Raw genomic sequence first — 23473 nt, 5'->3', positions numbered from 1 at the left:
GCATCCTTTTTCATCATTTGCGGCATCAGAATATAGATAAGTGCAAATGTGCATCTATTTTACGCCTAATGCTACTCATGAGCTTACCGTGGATTGATATCGCTGCACATTAGCCGGCTTTTTCCGTAATCGTCGAGCTAAGCTTGAAATTAATGTACTTTTACACTTACTAATTGTTAAAGAGGGCTTTGGAACGGTCGTTCACTCTTTTTTATAAGTTGGATTGTTACGCTTGCAGGTTGGTAGTGGCTCATCATCATGCTCATCCGGGTCAAGGAACCCATGCAGCGTTAATTTGCGTCGATCTGTCCGATCCGCCGCCCCATCTTCCGTCGTCCATTCGCGTAAGCCTCGAACGAATGGTAAAGCTAATAAAGCCTCTAACAGCTTCTCCTCCTGCTTGGCACGAGACTTGAGCTTCACATGAACAGACATCGTCAAAGAAGAGCCCTCGTGTGCCATTTGCTCATCCTGCTCATACTCCTCATCTTGGTTATCTTGGTTATCTTGCTCATCCCGATTATCCTGTCTATTCTGTCTATCCCGTCTGTCCTGTTCATCAATAGAGATATCGCACACCGTCATGCCCAGTTCCTTAAATACACGCAGCACTTGGCTTAAATGATTAGGCGCGTCTATCATATTAATCGTTAACTTACGTATGTGAACGGCCTTCGAGAACCGACTAAAGCTCATTTCCAGCTTGCTAAGCAGAAATAAACTAAGCAGCACCGTAACGGTAGATAGAATTGCGCCATAATAAAAACCAGCCCCCACAGCTAACCCAATAGCTGCAACTACCCATAGTGAAGCTGCCGTCGTTAAGCCAGAAACGGTCATTCCCGTCCTTAGAATCGTACCTGCTCCTAAAAAACCGATTCCACTTATTACTTGCGCAGCTAAGCGTGCAGGGTCCATGCGTACATTCGCTTCATAAATAAATGCCGAGAAACCATAGATGGACAGCATCATAATTAATGCCGATCCTAAGCAGACCAAAATATGTGTTCGAAAGCCTGCAGCATGCTCCCCTAGCTCTCGTTCCAAACCGATAATCCCACCAAGCCCGACCGCGATAACAATACGTATCGTTAATTCAGCATAAGAAATTTGCCATACATCTGGATTTACCGATAGACTGATCATCCAACATCCACTCCATAAGATGGTCATATAACATATGCAGTACTTAATCAGAGAAGAACTTACAGCATGAGTAAGCAAGCTATACCTAACTAATTAGGAATAACCTAGCTCCTCATACACAGCAGCCCAGTCCAATATCGATTTGTGACATAAGCTGAGTACAAACAAATCTGGACCCATTTCAAAAAGGAGTGGTTAGGATGACCAGTCCATGTCCCGTTAAACGTCCCATTTCTCTCATTCAACGTTTAGAGCAGCTTATCGGCAAACAAGTGGAAATTGTCGGTTCGAACTTGGCGCTAGAACCAAGTCCGCTGCAAAGCACTTGCGGGACTACATTTATAACCGTGAACAATGAGCTGATCATACCTAGCAGCTTGTTCTACGTTCACGTGTTTAAAGTGCCGCGCGCGACAAAGACGCATCGCGTTGGACTCCGTACCGCATTTGACAGCAACGGGCTATTCGATGACGTGCTCCTTGTATTAATGGGCAAGCAGTTTATAGAAGTACAACCTCGCAAAGCGCTGCATGAGCGCTATTTACTCCCTTTACCGCAAGTACTCGGCATATTCGACCTCTGAGAGCGAGCACTTAGCTCTAACTCTTAACTCTTAACTTTTAACTCTCAACCCTCAACTCTCAACTCTGACCACCGCTCATTCTATCCACCCTCTGAAGCCCATCACAAAATCATGCGGTCACAAAAGACAAGATGACAAGATAAAGCCGCTGCCCCAGCCACCAACATGGTGACCGAAGCAGCGGCTTTTATCCTGTATAGCTCTGTATAGCTTTGCATAGCTCTGTATATCCTCGTACAGCTTCTTACAACGTTTGCAGCGCTACGCTGTTCAAGAAATTCCATGGCTTATTAAAATGAGGCTGGAAGAAGAAGTCCACCACAGCCAACTCATGCACGGTCATGCCCTTTTGGATGCACACCGATACCGTGTTGATGGCTGCCGTTAAGTCTACTTTCGAGCTAAGCTGCGCGCCTACGATGCGTCCAGTATCCGCTTCATATACGATCTTGAGGGTAATCAACTCATACGTCGGCATAAACTCCGGACGATAGTTCTCATTAATTGTGCTAACTTTCACATTCATGCCCGCATCAAGTGCTGCTTGCTCTGTCATCCCCGTCGTAGCGATATGATGCTCGTAAATCTTAATGCCCGACGTGCCTTGCGTACCAAGCGAGCGAATGCGCGGCTCCACTAAGTTGCATGCTGCAATCGTACCCATGCGCACCGCGTTAGTCGCCAGCGGAATGTAAGCTGCCTCGCCTGTCGGATTGTATTTCACAGCACAGCTATCGCCCGCTGCAAACACGTCAGGATGGCTCGTACGCATATACTCATCCACAATAATTGCGCCGTTATCGAGCATTTCAAGCTGCCCGCGGAACAACTCTGTGCTTGGCTTAAAGCCGATACACAAAATGACTAAGTCTGCCTCATACTCCCCTGCATTCGTCACCACTTTGGCAACTTGCCCGTCAACACCTTCAAAGCGGTTCACCGTCTCACCCAGCGCTAGTTTCACACCGCGCTCTTTAAACGATTGCTCAACGGGTGCTGTGAACTCCTCGTCCAAATACTTCGACATAATGCGGTCGCTCATATCAATGAGCGTGACGTTCTTGCCACTCTCTTCGAATGCCTCCACCAGCTCGATGCCGATATATCCAGCGCCAATCACTACAATGTTTTTGGCTTCCTTCGCTTTTTCAATAATCATATTCGAATGGTTGTAGTTCTTGCACAACATGATATTATCTAGCTCAATGCCTGGGAACTTCGGAACAATCGGCCACGATCCAGTCGTTACAATTAGCTTATCGAACGTGTCTTCGACCAACTCTTGCGTTTCTAAGTTGCGAGCACGCAGCGTCTTCTGTTCTACATTAATATCGAGTACATCATGGCGCATCCTTGTTGTGACGCCCATCTCTGCCATTTTTTCTGGGGACGAATAGAATAGTCCTTGTGCATCTTGTACAACTCCACTTACATATAGTGCAATCCCGCAGGATAAAAAGGAAATGTTGTCATTGCGCTCGTAAACCGTAATTTGCGCCTCTGGATAACGTTTTGCTGTTTGCGCGATAGCTGCTGTGCCTGCGTGTGTACATCCGATAACTGCTACTTTCATATATAATTCCTCCTTAAGATGTGTTTCATTCTGATTATTAGTTTGAGGATATTTTATGATTTTGTTTGCTTTGATTTGCTTTCATTATTTCACTTCATTGTGAATGTGAATACATTCACTTACTTAGTTAAAAAATTTTAGCTTCTTGCTAGCCACCATTTATGACTTTTTTTATTGCGTTGTTTGTGGCTTATCGTCTTGCTTGTGAAAAGTGTAACATTCACAAAGTCCCCTGTCAAGCCAATGTGATCAATGTTATTGAAAATAGGAAACACTATCCCAGAGGAAGTAAATAACTGTCATCCTTTTTTCGTATATTTATGCTTGGAATTTTGGATAAATTGTATTAAAGTAAACGATGTTGCATAAATATACTACTTTTACGCTTTAAAGGAGTTTTTAATAGATGTCATTCAAACACGACTCTCAGGCACCGTTGCCCGCACAATCTCGCCTATCACTAAGCGGACTACTGCGATTTGGGCTTCCTTCCCTGATTGGACTTATGCTATTTGTTATTCCGATTCCGTTGAACGGACAAGTTACAGTACCCATTGCCTTTTTGGCTAAAATGATTCAGAACGGATTAACCGATTGGTGGCCGATCGCAGCTGCTATCATTATTGTGCTTGCATGGATCGGAACAGCCATTACTCGTTGGGTGAAGCCTAGCGCTTTATTAAAGCTTCCTTTGTGGAGAACGCTGTTCGATATTTCACTGTTCTGGTTCGCGGCACGTACACTCGGCGTGATCTTCGTGATCGCAACCTTGTTCCAAGTAGGGCCCGAATGGATCTGGTCTGATCAGACTGGCGGAATGCTGCTCAACAACTTGATTCCTGGCCTGTTTGTCGTCTTTATGCTGGCGGGTCTATTGCTGCCGCTGCTCGTTGATTTTGGCTTACTTGAGATGTTCGGTACGCTAATGACGAGAATTATGCGTCCTTTGTTTACGTTGCCAGGTCGCTCCTCTGTTAACTGCATGGCCTCATGGCTTGGGGACGGCACGATCGGTGTAATGATGACGAGCAAGCAATACGAGCTCGGCTATTATACGAAGCGTGAAGCGGCCGTGATCGGAACGACGTTCACGGCGGTGTCGATTACGTTTACGTTTATCGTATTGTCGAACGTGAACTTAGCACATATGTTTATACCGTTCTATGTGACGGTTACGCTGGCAGGTATGGTGGCGGCTATCATTATGCCGCGCATTCCACCATTGTCACGCAAGGCGGATACGTACTTCGAGGATAAACCCGCTGGTGAGGACGAAACGCTGCCAGCTGGCTGGAAGCCATTGTCTTGGGGGCTGCATCAAGCGGTGAACAAGGCGGAGCAGCATGAGGGTGTCGGTTCATTTTTTAGAAATGGTCTAAAAAATATTCTCGACTTATGGATCGGCGTCATTCCTGTCGTCATGGCCATCGGCACAACAGCCGTCGCCATTGCTGAATATACACCCATCTTCAAATGGCTCGGCGCTCCTTTTGAGCCGCTGCTCGTGTTGATGGGCGTTCCGGAGGCTGCGGCTGCTTCGCAGACAATACTAGTCGGCTTTGCCGATATGTTCTTGCCGACGGTGCTCGCTTCTGGAATCGAGAGCGAAATGACTCGTTTCGTCGTTGCAGCCCTTTCGGTGACACAGCTTATTTATATGTCCGAAGTAGGCGGATTGCTGCTTGGCTCTAAATTGCCTGTAACGCTGAAAGATTTAATCATTATCTTTTTGCTACGTACGATCATTACTTTGCCGATTATCGTCGGCATCGCTCATCTTCTATTTTAAAAAATAAAATATTTAAATTTTAACATAAGTGAACGTTAGGCCCTGTCCTTAGGCGAGAATATGGTATTCTCCTTCGGATACGGGCCTTTTTGTGTGTTGATATTCTGTATGAATAGGATTAGAGTTACATCATCTTCCAAATGGGTGGTGCCATTAATGACCCGATGATTCTTCAATATAAAAGCTATCGATAACTACTCCGTACTCACCCGGTAGCTATGCCATCACGCATCATCCATCATTCATCACCCAGTGCCCATCGTTTGAGCAAGACGTTGCACACATACTTTAGAAGGGAAAGATGCACATGCTCCAACAGTCCAACACTACACCTGCACCAACAGAGAAAACATCCATCGCTCAGTCACAAGCAACTTCGCAATCAACTGTATATCGCATTTTGCTTGCCATTAGTTTCGTCCATCTCTTTAACGATTCCATTCAGGCCGTAATCCCGGCTATCTTTCCGATCTTGAAGCAGAACATGCAACTTACATATACCCAGCTAGGGTGGATCGCGTTCGCCATCAACTTTACCTCTGCCATTATGCAGCCGATTATTGGCTGGGCGGCGGACCGCAGGCCAACACCTCTCGTGCTGCCAATTGGCATGTGCTTTACGCTTACAGGCATGTTGCTGCTCGCTTTTGCCCCGTCCTACTGGGTCGTACTGCTGGCAGTCACCTTAGTTGGATTAGGCTCAGCAGCCTTTCACCCCGAAGGTTCAAGGGTGTCGCATATGGCCGCAGGCATGCGTAAAGGGTTAGCCCAATCGATCTTTCAAGTGGGCGGCAATACTGGATCAGCACTGGCTCCATTATTGACAAAGTGGATCTTTATCCCGTACGGCCAATTCGGTGCGATCGGGTTTACCTTCATTGCCGCGGCAGGTATTGCTGTTCAGACGTATATTGCCCGTTGGTATCAAGGCATGCTTAATAGTGGTTACGTGTTCACGAAGCGGCGGGCTAGCGGTAGCGTGGACCCAGCCAAGCGCAAGCGCATCATATGGGCAACGATTATCTTAGTTATGATCGTATTCGGCCGTTCTTGGTATGGCGCCGCCATGGGAAGCTATTATTCCTTTTACTTAATGAATCAGTACCAACTATCACTTGAAGACGCGCAAATCTATGTATTTTTATTTTTGGTATCAGGCGCTATTGGCACATTCTTTGGTGGACCGCTAGCTGACCGATTCGGAAAAAGGAACGTGATCAAGTTCTCGTTTCTCTTTGGCGTACCGTTGGCGATTGCGATTCCGTTCGTAAGTCTTACATGGGCGAGCATCTTACTGCTCCTAACCGGATTTATATTAATGTCCAGCTTCTCCGTCGTGGTCGTGTATGCGCAAATGCTGCATCCCGGCAGCATCGGTACGGTGTCAGGCCTCATTACAGGCTTAGCCTTCGGCATGGGTGGCCTCGGCTCACTCGTCTTAGGCAACTTCATCGACACCTATGGCATTACAAATGTGATGCTCATCTGTGGCTTCTTACCGTTAATCGGCATGCTCACATGGCTGCTACCTTCAGATCGCACGCTCCAAGAGTGGTCTAATAGCTAAGCAAGTGGCTTGAAAAGTGGCTAACAAACTTCTGAAAAAGTAGCGAAGACCGCTCAACTACATCCTATAGCTGAAACAAAAAACAACACCGCTACTGTAAGGCATCCTTCACGGAACCTTTGCAAATAGCGGTGTTGTCTTATCATATGTTATAAGTCAGCTGTCATATCGAACGTATCGATCACATCGATGCCTGCTCCGTTGTTGTCTTCGCAGACACACCCATGCGGCTCCATATAAATAGGAGCACCATGACGATGAACATAAACGCTGCGCCAATCCGCATCGCAATATCATAATCACCTGTAACAGCTCCGATTCCAGATGAACCAGCCACTACGCCTAAGGAATAGAAGGCGTAAAAAATACCGAATGCTTTGCCACGGTTAGCTTCATCCACATGGCGCGTAAGCAGCGCGTTCATGGATGGGAATAGTAAGGCGTAGCCGAGTCCGTACAAGCCCATTGCCGCATACATCATCGTTTTGTGCTCAAATAAAGATAATAGTAGCAATGCCATGGTAACGACTAATCCGCCAACCAACATAAGGCGCAGCGGATTAACACGGTCGTACAGGCGATTCGTCGGCAACAAGAACATTAAGATAGCCACGATGCCAAATGTACTTAACAGCATCCCCGATGTTTGTGCAGGGAAGCTTAGGCCATCCGCTTTCAGCGGGAGCGCAAAAGTTAACGATCCCATGGCGAACATGAGCGCAAACGCACATGCATAGCTTTGCGCGACAGGCTTAAGCGTAAACAGCTCACGGAAACCGATCGTTTGCTTGCGCTGTGTCCCAGATGCTGCGTCAGCCGCACTTACCGCGATTTCGGCAAGCTCAACCGCGTTCGTTGACTCAGCGATGCCTGCTCGGTCTGCCAGTGGCGCAGCATCACCTTGCTTAGCTTTGCTGCTACGTGGCAACAGCATCGTGAGCAGCGCACCGATCGCTAACAAGCCAGCGACCATATAGAACAGCGTATCCATGCCAACCTTGGCCTTTAAAATACCGCCCGTAGCTGGCCCAATAATAGCGGCCAACCCAACAGCCGCCCCAGACAGCGCCATCGTCTTGCCTTGATTATGGCTACCAGCATTTTGCGAAGCAAGCATGAATGCGCTCGGCACGAGCAGTCCGCCAGTTAAACCATGTATAAACCGCAGTCCGATAAGCTGTTCAGGCGTTTGCACGAACGGATACAGAAGCAGTACACCAACGGTCAAAATAAAACCGCTCAGCAATACGCGCTTGCCCCCGAACTTATCAATCCAACGCCCTGCCGCAATATTACCGAACATATTCGTTAAAGAGTACATCCCAATGGCTAAACCGATGCCAAGCGAAGATGCGCCTAGTCCTTGTGCAAACGTCCCAATAACGGGCAGCTGCACAAACATATCCATAAAACAGATGATAATAATTACGTAAATAAATGCTCTCATCTGCTCCCCCTCGTCTTGTCTGTATTTGCCTCTTCGTTGAGTATTTAGGTGAGTATAGTTCTCAATTAACTACCCAGCTCTTACTCATTGTAAGATATTTTAGACGAAGACGCGACCCTTTCCACACATTGGTCGATCCATTTTTAGGATAATAGAGTGCTTTGTTTTCATTTTTGACACACAACAACCTTATGTAACTAGCTTCAACCGATTACGGTCAGTAGAACACCCACGCCAATTAATACAACACCAATGCCTCCGAGCAGCGATAACTTTTCACCGAGAAACAGCAGGGCAAACAGCACAGCCAATACGACGCTCAACTTATCAATTGGCGCTACTTTGGACACTTCCCCCATTTTTATCGCCATAAAATAAAACAACCAAGATAAAGCCCCCGCCAAGCCACTAAGTACAATAAACAGCAACGCTTTGCGATTAGCTAGCACTTCACCGATTTGAGTAGCTTTTCCTTCCACTAGGACAACCCCAACCAAGAACGCCGCCATAATAACAGCTCTGATCGCGGTAGCCGTATTTGCATCTACACCTTCAAGTCCGATTTTTCCGAAAATAGAGACGAGAGCAGCCATAACAGCAGACAGTAATGCGAATAATAACCAACTTGCCACAGTATCGTACTCCTTTCTAAGTAATCTTTTTAAAAAGATTGCTTTTATCTTTGCACTAATCTAAGTTTAAAATGCTCGTTTGGTGTTGTACATCGAACAAGCATCTCGTTGAAAAAGAGGTAAACATTTACATTGTACATTTTTATATTTACAGACCCTGTCAGGGAACGATATACTAGTGAACGTTTTTTTCACATCAATTACAACAAGAATGGCAGCATAAGGAGACGTTCACATGACTTCATGGCGACAACAGACAATGCACTGGACGCCCGCACGCATACTCGTCACTGGGTTTCTTATCATTATTACAATCGGTACCTTTTTACTTAAACTGCCTATGTCTATGCAGCCTGGCCGTTCTTTGAGCTTTATTGACGCCTTGTTCACAGCGACTTCTGCTGTCTGTGTAACAGGCCTTGTCGTCGTCGATACCGGCACGACTTTTTCGACCTTTGGTCAAATCGTAATTATATCACTCGTGCAAATTGGCGGAATTGGCTTCATGTCTGTCGCGCTGATGTTTTATTTAATGCTCGGGAAAAAGGTGTCGCTGCGCGAGCGGCTTATCCTGCAAGAAGCGATTAACGCGAACAGCATGGAAGGCATCGTTCGCACCGTACGCCGCGTCATTATTTTTGTGGCTGTCATACAAGCTGTTGCCGCGTTAATACTAACTGCCTACTTTGCAACCCATATGCCGCTGGCGCAGGCCTCTTATTATGCGTTGTTCCATGCGATATCGCTATTTAATAACGGTGGCTTCGATTTGTTCGGCAATAGCTTTCAGCACTATGCGAATGATTTCCTGTTCAACCTCGTTGCCTTTTTGCTCGTCATGGCCGGAGGAATTGGCTTTATCGTTCTTGCAGAGCTGTATGAATATCCAAAAAGACGCCGACTGTCCTTGCACTCTAAAGTGGTCCTGACAATGTCGTCCGCTTTGGTGCTAGTTGGTGCTATATTTATATTTGCGCTTGAGTTCACGAATCCGCACACATTGGGACCTCTATCAATGGAAGGGAAAGTGTACGCTTCCTTTTTCCAATCCATATCGGCGCGGTCTTCAGGTACGACGACTGTCGATGTGGCCCAATTTAGAGAAGTGTCACAGTTCTTCGTCATCATCTTAATGTTTATAGGTGCATCTCCTGGATCAGCAGGTGGCGGTATTAAAACGACTACATTTGCGATCCTGCTTAGCGCGGTCTACGCAATGTTGCGTGGGCGTGAAGATGCGGTGTTGTTCCGTTCCCGTTTGCCGAAGGAGCAAATTATTAAAGCTTTGACGATTATTATTTTGGCACTCATGCTCGTGCTATCCGTGTCGATATTGCTAGCTGTTGTGGAGCAGCAGCCGTTCTTGGACGTTCTGTTTGAAACGGTATCAGCGGTAGCAACGGTCGGCTTGTCTACGGGTATAACACCTGAGCTAACCGTTTGGGGCAAAATTATTATTTGTGCCACGATGTTTATCGGACGCCTCGGCCCCATGACGCTCGCATACGCGCTAGCTAACCGAAAAGAACCGATGTTGTATCGTTATCCAGAAGGAAAAATTATGATTGGATAATGACGAAAAAAGTTCCATGTGGAACATTTAATGATATTAATTAACACAAATGCACCGAAATGATATGGAATATTAACAGCCCTCCCATCACCTATATGGTGTTGGAAAGGGCTGTTTGCTTGTGGCGCCGGACTTAACATCAGCCAGCGATCCTGCTCTGCTCTTTAGCTATTTAAGGTAAGGTAACCTGCATCGTAACTTCCACCAAGCTAATTGCTCTGATGTGGACGAGCCCGCCGTGTAGCTAAAGCTTCATACGGATTGTCAGGCCAATAATGCTTCGGATATCGGCCCTTTAAGTCTTTCTTTACTTCGAAATACGTGTTGTCCCAGAAGCTTTTTAAATCTTGCGTCACCTGTACAGGACGCTGCGCTGGCGACAACAGATGCAACGTGAGCGCCACCTTGCCCTTAGCGATGCGCGGCGTATCTTGCAGCCCAAACAGTTCTTGCAGCCTGACAGCCAGTACAGGCTGGTCAGGGTTGCTGTAATCAACAGCGATACGCGAGCCACTTGGCACGACGATGTGCGTCGGTGCCTCTGCATCAAGCTGTTGGCGGGCTTCCCACGTCAGTAGCGATTCAAGCGCCGCTGCGACGTTCAGTTTCTGCACGTCGGCACGGCTACGCATGCCGTAGACGTGCGGGCCGAGCCACTCATCAAGCGAAGCGATGAGTGCTTCTTCGGTGGCATCGGGCCAGTCCTCTGGCAGATGCCGATGCATGAATTGCAGCCTCGCCTGTAATTGGCGCGCGTGCTTGGTCCATGGCAGCAAGGTGAGCCCCTCTTGGGCGATGCCTTGCAACAGTGCTTGCAGCACCGCTTCCGCGTCTGGCGCGGGGTGCTGCGTGTCTTTGAGCGTGAGCGCACCTAATTGCTCACGTTGGCGGACGCGGACGGACTGTGTCGTCCGTTCCCAAGCGATATGCTCTTCGCGCAGGATGCTGTCGGCAAAGTGCTGCTCAAGCAGTTCCCGCGTCACCGGAGCCGCCAACATGATGCGGCTGTCTGCGCCGACATCGTCCAGCTCAGCGCAAACTAAATACGGGGCTTGCATTAACGACCCTGTTACCCCCGCCAATCCTGCTGCACCCACACCTGCACCTGCGCCCGCTCCTGCTCCCGCTGCCCCGATAGCACGATTCGCTGCCGACAAAAAGGCAGCCCCCCGACCATTACTAAGCAAATAGCGGCCATCCGTTCGCCGCTCCGCAATCCGGTCAGGATATGCAAAGCCGAGCAATAAACCTACAGCATGACTATCCACTTTATGCTCCGTGTGCGAACCGCTGCGCTGATCCAACCTCATCGCAAATACCCGTCTCCACTGAGCTGCTTCCTCCTGCACACGTTTAACAGCGCCGATGTCAACCGACTCACTCTTACTCGCATGTTTAAGCAAATCTACCCGTGAACGCATATCAGGATCAAATAGAGCCGTATTTCCCCTGCTATCACTCGCTCTTCCAGAGGCAGCACCTCGCCGGACAATGTCACGTTCAGACAGTAAAGCCGCTAAATCACAAGCAAGCACACCCAAGCCAAGAGGAATAGCCCGCACGATCATATGCGCCAAGCGTGGATGTACACCCACCTCAGCCAGCTTGCGCCCGTGCGGCGTCAACACGTTATTTCCGCCCGCTGCAAAGACGCCGAGCTGTGTCAGCAATTCTCGTGCCTGCGCCAGTGCCGGAGCAGGTGGTGGTGTCATCCATTGCAAAGTAGATTCATCCGCTCCCCAAGCAGCTAGCTCCAACGCGAGCGGCGCCAAGTCAGCCTCGAGCATTTCAGGTACACTCTGCTTCTTCAAATACCCGTGCTCCTGCTCCGTCCACAGTCGGTAACAAACACCAGGCCCAAGTCGGCCTGCACGGCCGCGCCGCTGATCTGCTGATGCCTGCGACACCGCTACCGTTTCCAAGCGCGTCATCCCTGTGCGCGGTGAAAACTTCGGCACACGCATCAATCCGCTATCGATCACGACACGCACACCTTCCACCGTCAGACTCGTCTCCGCAATCGACGTCGCAAGTACTACCTTCCGTAAACCTGCTGGATTGGGCGCAATCGCCTCATCCTGCTCGGCTTGCGGCAATTGACCATAGAGGGGAGCAATTCGCACCTGCTTGTTCTTACGATGAACCGAATCTAAATCCGAATCTGAATCCAATCGTGCATCAGAACCTGAGACAGAGTCAGAATTCAAGCCTGAATTCAAACCCCAACCCAGCTTACGCAGCTCCGCTTCCACGCGCCGTATCTCGCCCACGCCCGGCAAAAATACCATAATGTCGCCTTCATGATCACGCAAGGCAACCTCAACTTGGGTAGCAACTGCGCGTTCGAATTCACCTTTTGCACCACTCTTATATGCCGCTCCCCCAACAATATCGCCCAGACGCCCGACATAATGCGTCTCAACAGGGAAACTGCGCCCTTTGCTGCGAATAATCGGTACGTCCCCCATGACCGCAGCTACCGACTCCGCCTCCAACGTTGCCGACATCACCAGTAAGCGTAAGTCATCGCGCAGCACAGACTGTGACTCTAACGCCAGCGCCAAGCCAAGGTCAGCGTGCAAATGCCGCTCATGAAACTCGTCAAAGATAACGAGACCAACCCCTTCAAGCGAAGCATCTTCTTGCAGCATTCGAGTTAAAATACCTTCCGTAATCACTTCCACACGCGTCCGCTCACTAATTTGCGTATCCAGCCGCACCCGATAACCAATCGTCTCGCCCACACGCTCACCAAGCGCTTTCGCCATATAGCGTGCAGATGAACGTGCAGCAATGCGCCGCGGCTCCAACATCAAAATACGCCTACCCTCAAGCCACGGCTCATCCAACAGCGCAAGCGGAACACGCGTCGTTTTCCCCGCTCCTGGCTCTGCGACCAACACAGCTCCCGATTTCATACTTAAAGCTGCCCGTAGCTCTGGCAGTACTTCGTCTACTGGCAAGGTCAAGGACAAGTCGCTTCCCACTAGAGATTCCGTACACTCACGCCCGTTATGTATATGTTTATTCTTCAATTTTCTCACTCCAAGCTAACTACAAACTAAATACAAACTCAATACATACTAACTTCTGACTAACCTTAAACTAACTACAAATGAAATTCAGACTAATCTTAGACTAACCGCAAATGAACTTCAGACTAGCTTCAGACCCACCGCAACGTAAATCAAATGTTTTTTTAAAAAAGTTCTTTTGAAAAGTTCTTCTAAAAGCGCCCACGTCCGTCTACTGTGGATTTTTAAACTTAACTGTCTTTCAAATAGTGGACACCTTTTCTGAAGGGAGATACATTGTTCCCCACGATTACGATTACACATATAGCGATTTCTATAGAATCCACATCTAGATATAGACCTTTTATCCTGCAAAATCATTCCCGCCATATGTACATGTACCGTCCACTTTGGTATAGACAATTCGGTCATTTGTCCGCCAATAAAGAACAGCTACAAGTTAATATCTGTGCAACGAAGCGAGGAGTTAATCAGCCGGACAGTCATACACAGTATACAGTCTACTCCACGAACAAATATAAAGCCAAGCCAAGCAAAAAAGATCCCCGCACACCAAACCGCAAATGAGTGCTTAACACCTGAGTGCTCAACACCTTAATGCTGCCTGCCATGCAAGGATCTCTTATTATAAGTTCGAATGATTCCGCTAAGCTATTCTACATATTGATGACGTTTTAAAAAGTCCAACATACGCTCGTAAACGAGTATTTCGTTCTCTTTTTTGGAGAAACCATGCCCCTCATTATCCAGCACGACATACTCCACATCGCGGCCCTTGCTGCGCAGCGCTTCAACAATTTGGTCAGACTCCTCTTTCACGACGCGCGGGTCGTTAGCCCCTTGAATAACGAGCATCGGATTCACCATCGTATCCAAATACGTAATCGGTGAATCGGTAATAAACCGCTCGCGATCCTTTTCCGGATCGCCGACCCAACGTTCCATCATCGGCTTCCAAAAATCAGGCACCGATGTTACGAACGTAAACAAATTGCTGACACCGAATATATCGACGGCTGCTTTAAAGTAGTCGGCATGACGTCCTGCCAACAACAGCGTCATATAACCGCCATAACTGCCGCCGATTACGAACAGCTTGTCGCGGCTGGAGATGCCTTGCTCGAACAGCCACTCCATTCCTTTTAGGCAGTCCTTGCGCGGGCCTTCGCCCCAATCGCACTCGACCAACTTAGTAAAGTTGCTGCCGTAACCTGTACTACCGCGGAAATTCGGCGCGAATATATGATAGCCATTAGCTAGCAGCGTTTGGAACAAGCTGCGGAATGATTTACGCTCTGCGGCCTGCGGCCCGCCATGCGGCCAAAATACCGTATACCCGTTAGCCACCTCATCCTTGGCCCGGAACAACAGCGCTTCGATGTCTATATCATCGAAGGAACGGTATTTTACAACTTCCGGCTCCACCAAATCTTCTTCGGTTAATCCTACTACCCGATTATCCGTCAGTGCCTCCCATGCGCCTTCCGCTTCCCGATAAATATTCGTTGGCTTGGTCGCACTGCGGCCAAGCACATAAATGCGACCGGAGTCCGCCACTTTATAATCTTCAATAACACTGACTGGAAGCGAGATAGATTCCAGCTCTTTCGTATCTAGCGACCAACGATACAGCTGGTCTTCTACACCGCGCTCAGTAAACAAAATAACGGTGCGGCTTTCTTTGTGCCATTTGATATCTGAAATGTTGGACTGCGGAATTCGATACAGTTCCTCGAACTTACGCGTTGGAATATGGTACGCTGCCAAGTAACCAAAGTCAGACTCGTAATCCGTTGCAAACAGAACGGTTTCATCATCAATAAAGGTCAAGCCCCTGACAACATGTACGACATCTGGTGATGGCGTGACACATAGATCCTCCCCATTCACACGCACATAGCCTGGCGTGAACGTGTTAGCCAAATGCTTTACGTATGCAATCAACTGCTCATTCGGACTGATCGCACTCGCAAAGGTTACCGCATCCTCACCTTGGATAAGCAGCTCATTTTGACCCGATTCTATATCATAGCAACGCGTATTTAAAAATTGCGGATTGGCTTCGCTCGTAATGTAATACACTCGCTTCCCATCCTCGGACAGCTGCGCGAAGAACAATTTTTCCGCGTCCTCTGCTTCTATCAGCTTATGCAATTCGCCGCCTTCAGGCTTTAGCGCGTAAATTTGATAATTCTCATCACCGTCCTGATCAAAGCCAGCTAAAATGTGCCTACCTTGTGGGTCCACTTTAATAAAGCTGCACGCTTGATTGCTGTAAGTAAGTCTATACGGATACCGATTGCTCCCGTTAAGAGGGATGGCCCATAAGTTATAATGACCGTTTATATTTGCACTAAAAATGAGACGCTCTTCATTTGCACTAAGTGCAAATAGATCAATAACATACGATTGAAAAAATTGCTTCACATCAGGCTTCGGGAATTGAATCATCAGAATCCTCCTCAGTCATATGCACATTGTACATATACTATGAATTAGCGCTGTCGATAAGCGTAGTCTTATTCTAAGTTCATGATAATGCCGCCCTATCCCGTTTGCAAATCTTCCCTTCTCGCCTGATGCTGACTATTTTTGCAGGGTCATGATTGTTTTGTGTATCCAAATAGCGGCCTGTGATCCTTCCCCGATTGCAATCGCGACCTGCTCCGCGTGCAAACCAATATCGCCTATAGCCCATACCCCGTCTACATTGGTCATTTTACTGCGCAGCTCGGTCGGAATGTGTTCATTCTCAAAGCGCTCTACTCCGAGTTGCTTCAACAAAGTGGAGTGAACCTTATTGCCACCAAATGCAATAAACGCCCTTTCCGCTAAAATGACACGTCCATCAGCCAACTCCACGCCTTGAAACTGTCCATCTCCTACTGTCAGCACCTTTACGACCTGCTCATGTTGCACCTCAATTGCCTTTGCTTGCAGCTGAGCCGCCACTTTTTTCGATACGGGGCTAGAACGGTAATCATGATTGATATAAATAAGATGCTGGGTGCGCTCATACAGGGTTAAAGCCATTTGCGCTCCCGTGTCCCCAGCTCCAAGCACGATCGTGCGGCGGTTGCGCACTTCATAACCGTCACAGTCCGGGCATACATATACCGTCAGCCCTAAGCATTCCCGCAACCCTGGTACAGTTGGGAATCGATCCGTCACGCCGGTTGCAAATAAGACAGTCAGTGCATGAAACTGCTCATGTCGCTCAGTGTCTGCTGTATGCCCCGTATGCTCCATATGGTCTATACACTCTGTTTGCTCTATATGCTCAGTGTGCTTTATATGCTCAGTGTGCTCTGTATATTCGATTCCCTCGGTATGTTCTATATACCCTGAGTGCTCTGTATTTTCAGTTTCCTCGGTATGCTCGGTATGCTCGGTATGCTCTGCACGCTGTGTATGTTCAGTTTCTCCGGTAGCGCGAGCCGCAGTGATGATAAAACCCACACCCTCATCTGTACAATCTGTATTGCCTGTATTACCTGTATTAGTGATTACATTTTCCTCTGTACTATTATTTCGCTCAGCATGGTTTACTTTAACGACTACCCCATGTCTAAATTCAACTCCAAATCGCTCTGCGTGTACCCGGCCGAGCCGCCGCAATTCATCTCCTGATATACCGTCCGGCCAGCCGAGCAAGTTCCGATATTGGCGGCACAGGGTGGAGCGCCCTGTGCCTGCATCAATGACTAGCACACGATGCGCATACCGCCCCAACTGAATCGCTGCCTGCAAACCTGCAATGCCACCCCCGACTATGATGCAATCATACATACAAGCGCCTCCACGTTTGAAATGACTAAATTGGAATGACTTCACTTGGGATGTTGGGAATGATTTCATTCCTTTTTCATGGATATACAATGCCCCTCACTCGAATAAAAAATGCACGTTATTCCTGTACTTCTCACTCGCCGAAAAAAGTTGTGGAAAATTTTTATAAAAAAAGGCTTCCCTTTTTCAACACAACTGTTATAATACAGATCAAATAAGTCATATACTGTTTCATAACAGTTGTGATAACAAACCACCAATATCACTGAGGAGGATATGAATATGGATTGCTGCTATTGCCACGGAAATGGAGATTTGAATTGCACGGAATGTGAGGGTACGGGCTCGATAATGGAAGGCGGACATTGCTCCTCCTGCTCGGGACATGGAACGAATCCATGCTTGCGCTGTAACGGAAGCGGTCGCTTGGACTACGACTACAATGAACAGGACTCCATTGCCAGCATTTTGCAATCGATGTATTTCAGTCCTAACTTTAGCAGGGGGAGGTAGGCCAGATGTCGGGAGCATTCCTCGAACCAACGTCTAACCAAATAGGCGTTCTTGCTCCAATGTCAGACTCGTGCTATGAAATTGTAACTCCCGAAGCGCTGGCCTTTGTCGGCAAGCTACACAAGCAATTCAACGAACGTAGGCGCATGCTGCTGGAGGCCAGAGCTGAGCGGCAGCAACGCCTTGATGCGGGTGAGATGCCGCATTTTCTACTGGAAACGCAGGCGATACGCGACAGTAAATGGTCGGTCGCCCCCGTTCCTCCTGATTTACGCGACCGCCGCGTTGAAATTACAGGCCCTGCAGGTGATGCCAAAATGGTCATCAACGCCTTCAACTCTGGAGCGAAAGCGTTCATGGCTGACTTCGAGGATGCCAATTCGCCTACGTGGGCGAATACGATTGGCGGGCAATTGTATTTGCGCGACGCCATTCGGCGCACGATTTCCTACACCAGCCCTGAAGGGAAACACTATAAGCTGAATGAGCAGGTGGCAACACTGCTCGTCCGACCACGGGGCTGGCATATGGAAGAGAAGCATATTACGTTTGATGGTGAGCCAGCATCGGCAAGCCTAGTCGATTTTGGATTGTTTCTGTTCCATAACGCACACACTCTGTTACAGAACAGTTCGGGCCCTTATTTTTATTTGCCGAAACTAGAGAGCCATCTTGAAGCACGACTGTGGAACGACGTCTTCGTGTTCGCACAGCAGCAGCTTCATATTCCACAAGGCACCATTAAAGCAACAGTCCTCATCGAGACGATTCTCGCCACCTTTGAAGCAGACGAAATCTTATTTGAACTACGTGAACATAGCGCAGGCTTGAACTGCGGGCGCTGGGATTACATGTTCAGCTTCATTAAACGATTGAAACAACATCCACATGTTCTACTCCCTGACCGCGCTCAAGTGACGATGACCGCGCCATTTATGCAGGCGTACACCTCTTATGTGATACAGACGTGCCATAAACGCGGTGCCCATGCCATGGGCGGAATGGCCGCGCAAATACCGATTAAACATGATGCCGCCGCAAATGAAGCGGCAATGGAACGAGTTCGGGCCGATAAGCTGCGCGAAGTTCGCGCAGGGCATGACGGCACGTGGGTTGCCCACCCTGCACTCGTGCCGATTGCGATGGACATTTTCAATGCAGAAATGGCCGGAGATAACCAGCTGAGCAACAAGCGCGAGGACGTGCGAATTATCGCGGGAGATTTGTTGGCTGTACCGGAGGGCACGATTACGGAGCAAGGGCTGCGCACGAATATTAGTGTCGGGCTGCAATATATAGAGGCTTGGCTGCGCGGGTATGGTGCTGTGCCGATTTTTAATCTGATGGAAGACGCAGCGACAGCAGAAATTAGCCGCACGCAAGTGTGGCAGTGGATACGCCACCCACAAGGAAAGCTGTCAGGTGACGGCACCGATATTACGCTGGAACTGGTATTGCAATTCATTGAAGAGGAATTAACCGCCATTAAGGAGCATATGGGCGAGTTGACGTTTAACGGACGGAAGTTCGCAGAGGCTAAGGTATTGTTTACGAAGCTGATTAGCGATGAAAGCTGTAGCGAGTTCTTGACGGTCGCGGGCTATGATTTGTTGGGATGAATGAGTTTGGGTGATTGAGTTGGGATGAATGAATCGAGTACGAGGAGATGGTTGCGATGATGCAGCAGAAGAAGTTGAATGAGCTTGAGCAAAAATGGACTGGTGCGCGTTGGGAAGGGGTAACGCGGCCTTACACGGCCGAAGATGTGCTGCGTTTGCGCGGTTCTGTGCAAGTGGAACATACGTTGGCGCAATTGGGGGCAGAACGGCTATGGCAACTGGTGCATACGGAGCCCTATGTAGCTGCGCTTGGTGCGTTAACGGGCAATCAAGCGATTCAGCAGGTGAAGGCTGGGCTGAAAGCTATTTACTTAAGCGGCTGGCAAGTCGCTGCGGATGCGAATTTATCCGGCCATATGTATCCGGATCAAAGCTTATATCCGGCAAATAGTGTACCGCAAGTCGTTAAACGCATTAATCAAGCGTTGCAACGCGCCGACCAAATTCAGCACGGGGAAGGCAAAGAGGATACTTATTTCTTTGCCCCGATTGTGGCTGACGCTGAGGCAGGCTTCGGTGGGCCGCTTAACGTATTCGAACTCATGAAGGGAATGATTGAAGCGGGGGCAGCAGGCGTACACTTCGAAGACCAGCTGTCTTCGGAGAAGAAATGCGGGCACTTGGGCGGCAAAGTGTTGATCCCGACCCAACAGGCGGTGCGTAATTTAGTAGCTGCACGCTTAGCAGCTGATGTGATGGGCACCGACACGCTCATTATCGCCCGCACTGACGCAAATGCTGCGCAGCTCATTACGAGCGATGCCGATCCGTATGATCGTCCATTCCTGACGGGCAAGCGGTCTCCGGAAGGGTTCTACTACACCCGCTCCGGTCTGGATCAAGCCATCGCGCGCGGCCTAGCCTATGCACCATACGCAGATCTCGTCTGGTGTGAGACGTCCGAACCGAACATTGAGGAAGCACGCCGCTTCGCTGGAGCGATTCACGCCCAGTACCCAGGTAAGCTGCTTGCTTACAACTGTTCCCCTTCTTTCAATTGGAAGAAGAAGCTTGATGATGCCGCTATCGCCAGCTTTCAACGGGAGCTCGGGCAGATGGGCTATAAGTTCCAGTTCGTCACACTTGCTGGATTTCATGCACTCAACTACAGCATGTTCGAGCTGGCTAGAGGCTACAAGGAACGTGGCATGGCTGCATATTCCGAGCTGCAACAGGCCGAATTCACGCTGGAGCCGTACGGCTATGAAGCCGTGAAGCATCAGCGCGAGGTCGGCACTGGCTACTTCGATGAGGTTGCACAAGTCATCGCCGGAGGCAACTCCTCGACGACCGCGTATCAACACTCCACCGAGGCAGAGCAATTCACTTAAGCTGTGCAAGTCGCTTAAGTGGGCTCCGACACCAAGCTCCGATCGATCCTTAACCTAATTGCGTTACCTTCTTGCGGGTTGACCAACGTTACGTCACTAGCACGCTCGCTTCAAGTATGCCACCATCGGCTACGAATAGCTGCTGCTCCCTCGTGGGGTAAGGTCAACCCGCTGTCCACTTTACCGCTTTCGCATCACATTTCGTTTGACCTCTGCGTTATTTATCTATCCTATCCATGCCGCCTCATTACGGTTTAGATGCAGGGACAGCAGAGAACTCTGCTTCGTATACTTTCATCAACAACTCTGTCATGACAGCGTTTAGATCATTGCCATGGTAGTTAATGCTCATTGTTGCTGCATGTTTCCCATCACTCGTAACAAACGTATACGTCCTAAATCCTTGAATACCTCCGGCATGGCCCCACAACTTCACCCCATTTGGGAGCTGCGTCTCTATAATGCCAAGACCATAACTTCCGCCAGCTTCGGGGAGTGGTAGCGTATGTTGCAACTCCTTCATTTGTTCGGGCTTAAGCAACTTGCCATTTATCACTGCCGTTATGAAGCGATTAAGGTCATCGGCTGTCGAGATCATTCCGCCTGATGTAGAAGCTGCGGTGACATTAAGCTCTGTAAAATCTTCTAATGGCCCACCTGCTTTATGCTGGTAGTAGCCTCTGGCGTGCGGCTCGGGCAGCTTCGTGACAGAGCCTGGTACACTCGTATTTTTCAGCTTCAACGGTTCTATAATACGCTGTTTAATTTGCTCGGCAGATGATTGTCCGGTCACCTTTTCAATAATCATTCCAGCAATAATGTAATTCGTGTTGGAGTAAGACGACTTAGCGCCTGGTGCGAACAACGGCTTTTGTTGAATGCCTACTTTTACGAGTTCCTCAGAAGTAAAGCTCTTAAATCGATTTTCATATAACTTCTTCATAAACGCTTCATCCGTATAGCTAGCTATACCGCTTGAATGGTTTAGCACTTGTCGGACTGTAATGTCGCTTCCCTTATAGCCGTTGCCTTGCACAAGTCCTGGCAGCCATTTTTCCACGGAGTCATCCAGACTTAACTTACCTTCTCCTACGAGTTGCAGTAGCGTAACCGACACAAATGTTTTTGTAATGCTGCCGATTCGGAAATGAAAGTCTGTCTTCATACTTCGCTCTGAAAAGAGGTTAGCTGACCCTGAAGTATAATGCTGCGCGACTCCGTCCTTATTCGTAACGAAGAGAACGCCCGGAATCCCCTTAGCAACTCCCTCTTTTAACGCCTGCACAATAGTACGATTGAGCTCATTATGTTGTCCGCTCTTAGTTGAATGTATCGATTGGTTCGTCGCTGCTTTTGTATTGGCGTTCGTAGCGGTAGTATCGCCTGTCGCACCTGTCGTGCCCGCTGCTGCTAACACGGCTCCCCCGCCTGCCGTCAGTATGGTTGCACTAGTCAATAAGACGGTTAAGCTAAGCATCATCACTTTTCGGATATTCATCTGCTTCATGCCTCCTCGCCAAATGGCTGGAATTTTTTAGATTCACACCTATGACGTGAGTGCATTAAAATAGCCCTTCACTTACTTTGCTGAATGAGTAAATTCCGCTTCGAGTACCTTTTGGCTAATCTCTTTTATCGATTTCATCTTATCGATAGCAAGTAAATTCAGACTATAACTAATCACGTGCTTGCCATGGAGTGTCCCACCTACAAACGTCAAGTATCCTGGGATAGCTCCGTTATGCCCCCACACGGCTACACCATTCGCAAGCTTCGTCTCAAAAATACCAAGTCCGTAGCGACCATTCGGGCTATCTACTGTATCTTCAAACATCTGCTTCATTTGCTCCGGTTTAAGCAGCTTGCCCGACAACAGTTCCGTGAAGAAGCGATTGATGTCTCCCGCTGTTGAAACCATACCCCCCGATGCATACGCCGCCGTAGCATTTATCTCCGTAAAATCTCGTAAGTCCCCGCCCGGCTTTTGTGCAAAATAGCCTCTCGTATATGGTTCTGGCAGTTGATGCTGTGACGCTTCTGGCACATATGTATTTTTTAATTGCAAAGGCTCAATGATTCGATTTCTCACTTGTTCGGGGTACGTACTCCCCGTTACTTTCTCAATGATTAAGCTCGCTAACACATAATTCGTATTGGAATAGAACCATGAGGTTCCCGGTGCAAATAATGGTTTTTGCTGCAAGCCAAGTTTAACTAGTTGTTCCGGCTTATAGCTTTTAAGTGGATTTTCAAGCGCATCTTTTGCAAACTGTGTATTTGCTTCGTTAAAGCTCGCAATTCCACTCGTCATATTCAACAGCTGCCTAATCGTAATTTTGCTACCATCATAGCCGTTGCCTTGTACCACACCGGGCAGCCATTTTTCAACGGTATCGTCTAAGCTTAACTTCCCCTCACCGACTAATTGCAGCACCACAGTGGCGGTAAAGGTCTTCGTTGTACTTCCAATCCGAAAATGAAAATCAGGCTGTATACTGCGACCCGAATGAATGTTAGCTTTACCTGCTGCATATCCCCACTTCACGCCGTCTTTCAAGGATTGTGCCAACACACCCGGAATACCTAGAGCAACCATTTCATCCAAAGCTTGTTGGACTGCCTTTTTTTGTTCCTCTGTGCCTAAACTCTTTAAGGAAATTGCAGGCGTTAAATGGCCTATATTCGCTTGCACGGCGTTAACTTTTACCGCGCCTCCAGTCGCATACAGCAACATCGTCCCTGCCATCATCATGGATAAGCTCAACAGTACTGTTTTCTTTGCGTTCATTTCTAATCTCTCCTCAAATATCAGATAAGTAAGCTGTGCTCGGGCTTATGTAATGGCTTTCCTTGGTCGTTGTACCGCGGATCGAAC

16 protein-coding genes are annotated in these 23473 nt (G+C 48.4%); 7 read left to right on the top strand and 9 right to left on the bottom strand.

The window, feature by feature from the left end; genetic code table 11:
- Nucleotides 1-201: 201 nt before the first annotated feature.
- On the bottom strand, nucleotides 202-1146 hold the full coding sequence (locus KIK04_RS11470; protein WP_232278349.1) for an MgtC/SapB family protein: 945 nt from the start codon (nucleotides 1144-1146) through the stop codon (nucleotides 202-204).
- Between the two features lie 200 nt (nucleotides 1147-1346).
- Here KIK04_RS11470 and KIK04_RS11465 point away from each other — a divergent pair, with 200 nt between their 5' ends.
- Nucleotides 1347-1730 carry a hypothetical protein gene (locus tag KIK04_RS11465; RefSeq protein ID WP_232278348.1) on the top strand — a complete coding sequence of 128 codons (384 nt, stop codon included), beginning with the start codon at nucleotides 1347-1349 and terminating at the stop codon, nucleotides 1728-1730.
- Nucleotides 1731-1974: 244 nt separating this feature from the next.
- Here KIK04_RS11465 and KIK04_RS11460 read toward each other — a convergent pair whose 3' ends face one another.
- Entirely contained in the window at nucleotides 1975-3303 is a 1329-nt protein-coding gene (locus KIK04_RS11460) for an FAD-dependent oxidoreductase (protein ID WP_232278347.1), read from the bottom strand.
- 406 nt (nucleotides 3304-3709) lie between these two features.
- Between KIK04_RS11460 and KIK04_RS11455 the strand changes: the two genes are divergently transcribed.
- Both KIK04_RS11455 and KIK04_RS11450 read left to right on the top strand, forming a co-directional pair.
- A complete protein-coding gene (locus KIK04_RS11455; protein ID WP_232278346.1) occupies nucleotides 3710-5092 on the top strand; it encodes a YjiH family protein in 1383 nt (460 codons plus the stop codon).
- 307 nt (nucleotides 5093-5399) lie between these two features.
- Complete coding sequence (locus KIK04_RS11450; protein WP_232278345.1) at nucleotides 5400-6659, top strand: MFS transporter; 1260 nt, start codon at nucleotides 5400-5402, stop codon at nucleotides 6657-6659.
- 181 nt (nucleotides 6660-6840) lie between these two features.
- Here the strand turns inward: KIK04_RS11450 and KIK04_RS11445 are convergent, their stop codons facing one another.
- Nucleotides 6841-8106, bottom strand: coding sequence for an MFS transporter (locus tag KIK04_RS11445; protein ID WP_232278344.1), 1266 nt, complete (start codon nucleotides 8104-8106; stop codon nucleotides 6841-6843).
- 203 nt (nucleotides 8107-8309) lie between these two features.
- Nucleotides 8310-8738 (bottom strand): EamA family transporter, encoded by a 429-nt coding sequence (locus KIK04_RS11440; protein ID WP_232278343.1) that lies wholly within the window; start codon nucleotides 8736-8738, stop codon nucleotides 8310-8312.
- Between the two features lie 235 nt (nucleotides 8739-8973).
- Between KIK04_RS11440 and KIK04_RS11435 the strand changes: the two genes are divergently transcribed.
- Complete coding sequence (locus KIK04_RS11435) at nucleotides 8974-10311, top strand: TrkH family potassium uptake protein (RefSeq protein WP_232278342.1); 1338 nt, start codon at nucleotides 8974-8976, stop codon at nucleotides 10309-10311.
- Nucleotides 10312-10520: 209 nt separating this feature from the next.
- Here the strand turns inward: KIK04_RS11435 and KIK04_RS11430 are convergent, their stop codons facing one another.
- The 3 genes from KIK04_RS11430 to KIK04_RS11420 all read right to left on the bottom strand — a co-directional run bounded on the left by KIK04_RS11430 (nucleotide 10521) and on the right by KIK04_RS11420 (nucleotide 17135).
- A complete protein-coding gene (locus tag KIK04_RS11430; protein ID WP_232278701.1) occupies nucleotides 10521-13229 on the bottom strand; it encodes an ATP-dependent RNA helicase in 2709 nt (902 codons plus the stop codon).
- 768 nt (nucleotides 13230-13997) lie between these two features.
- Entirely contained in the window at nucleotides 13998-15797 is a 1800-nt protein-coding gene (locus KIK04_RS11425) for a S9 family peptidase (RefSeq protein WP_232278341.1), read from the bottom strand.
- Between the two features lie 135 nt (nucleotides 15798-15932).
- The gene (locus KIK04_RS11420; RefSeq protein ID WP_332330011.1) at nucleotides 15933-17135 is read right to left on the bottom strand and encodes an NAD(P)/FAD-dependent oxidoreductase; all 1203 of its coding nucleotides are present in this window, start codon (nucleotides 17133-17135) and stop codon (nucleotides 15933-15935) included.
- Between the two features lie 282 nt (nucleotides 17136-17417).
- Here KIK04_RS11420 and KIK04_RS11410 point away from each other — a divergent pair, with 282 nt between their 5' ends.
- Genes KIK04_RS11410 through aceA form a run of 3 tightly spaced genes read left to right on the top strand, consistent with a single transcriptional unit; the run spans nucleotide 17418 to nucleotide 20598 of the window.
- Complete coding sequence (locus KIK04_RS11410; protein WP_232278340.1) at nucleotides 17418-17648, top strand: hypothetical protein; 231 nt, start codon at nucleotides 17418-17420, stop codon at nucleotides 17646-17648.
- A gap of 5 nt (nucleotides 17649-17653) precedes the next feature.
- The gene (gene aceB / locus KIK04_RS11405) at nucleotides 17654-19267 is read left to right on the top strand and encodes a malate synthase A (protein WP_442951151.1); all 1614 of its coding nucleotides are present in this window, start codon (nucleotides 17654-17656) and stop codon (nucleotides 19265-19267) included.
- A gap of 56 nt (nucleotides 19268-19323) precedes the next feature.
- Nucleotides 19324-20598, top strand: a complete 1275-nt coding sequence (aceA, locus tag KIK04_RS11400) for an isocitrate lyase (protein WP_232278339.1) — start codon at nucleotides 19324-19326, stop codon at nucleotides 20596-20598.
- A 247-nt stretch (nucleotides 20599-20845) separates the two neighbouring features.
- On the opposite strand, the gene KIK04_RS11395 is transcribed toward aceA, so the two are convergent.
- Nucleotides 20846-22096: a serine hydrolase domain-containing protein gene (locus KIK04_RS11395; protein WP_232278338.1), complete on the bottom strand. Its 1251-nt coding sequence runs from the start codon at nucleotides 22094-22096 to the stop codon at nucleotides 20846-20848.
- Between the two features lie 81 nt (nucleotides 22097-22177).
- Complete coding sequence (locus tag KIK04_RS11390; RefSeq protein WP_232278337.1) at nucleotides 22178-23386, bottom strand: serine hydrolase domain-containing protein; 1209 nt, start codon at nucleotides 23384-23386, stop codon at nucleotides 22178-22180.
- Nucleotides 23387-23473: the final 87 nt, after the last annotated feature.

This window comes from Paenibacillus sp. 481, assembly GCF_021223605.1.
In the GTDB taxonomy this organism is placed as follows: domain Bacteria; phylum Bacillota; class Bacilli; order Paenibacillales; family Paenibacillaceae; genus Paenibacillus_B.
This window is presented reverse-complemented; position numbering and strand designations above follow the sequence as displayed.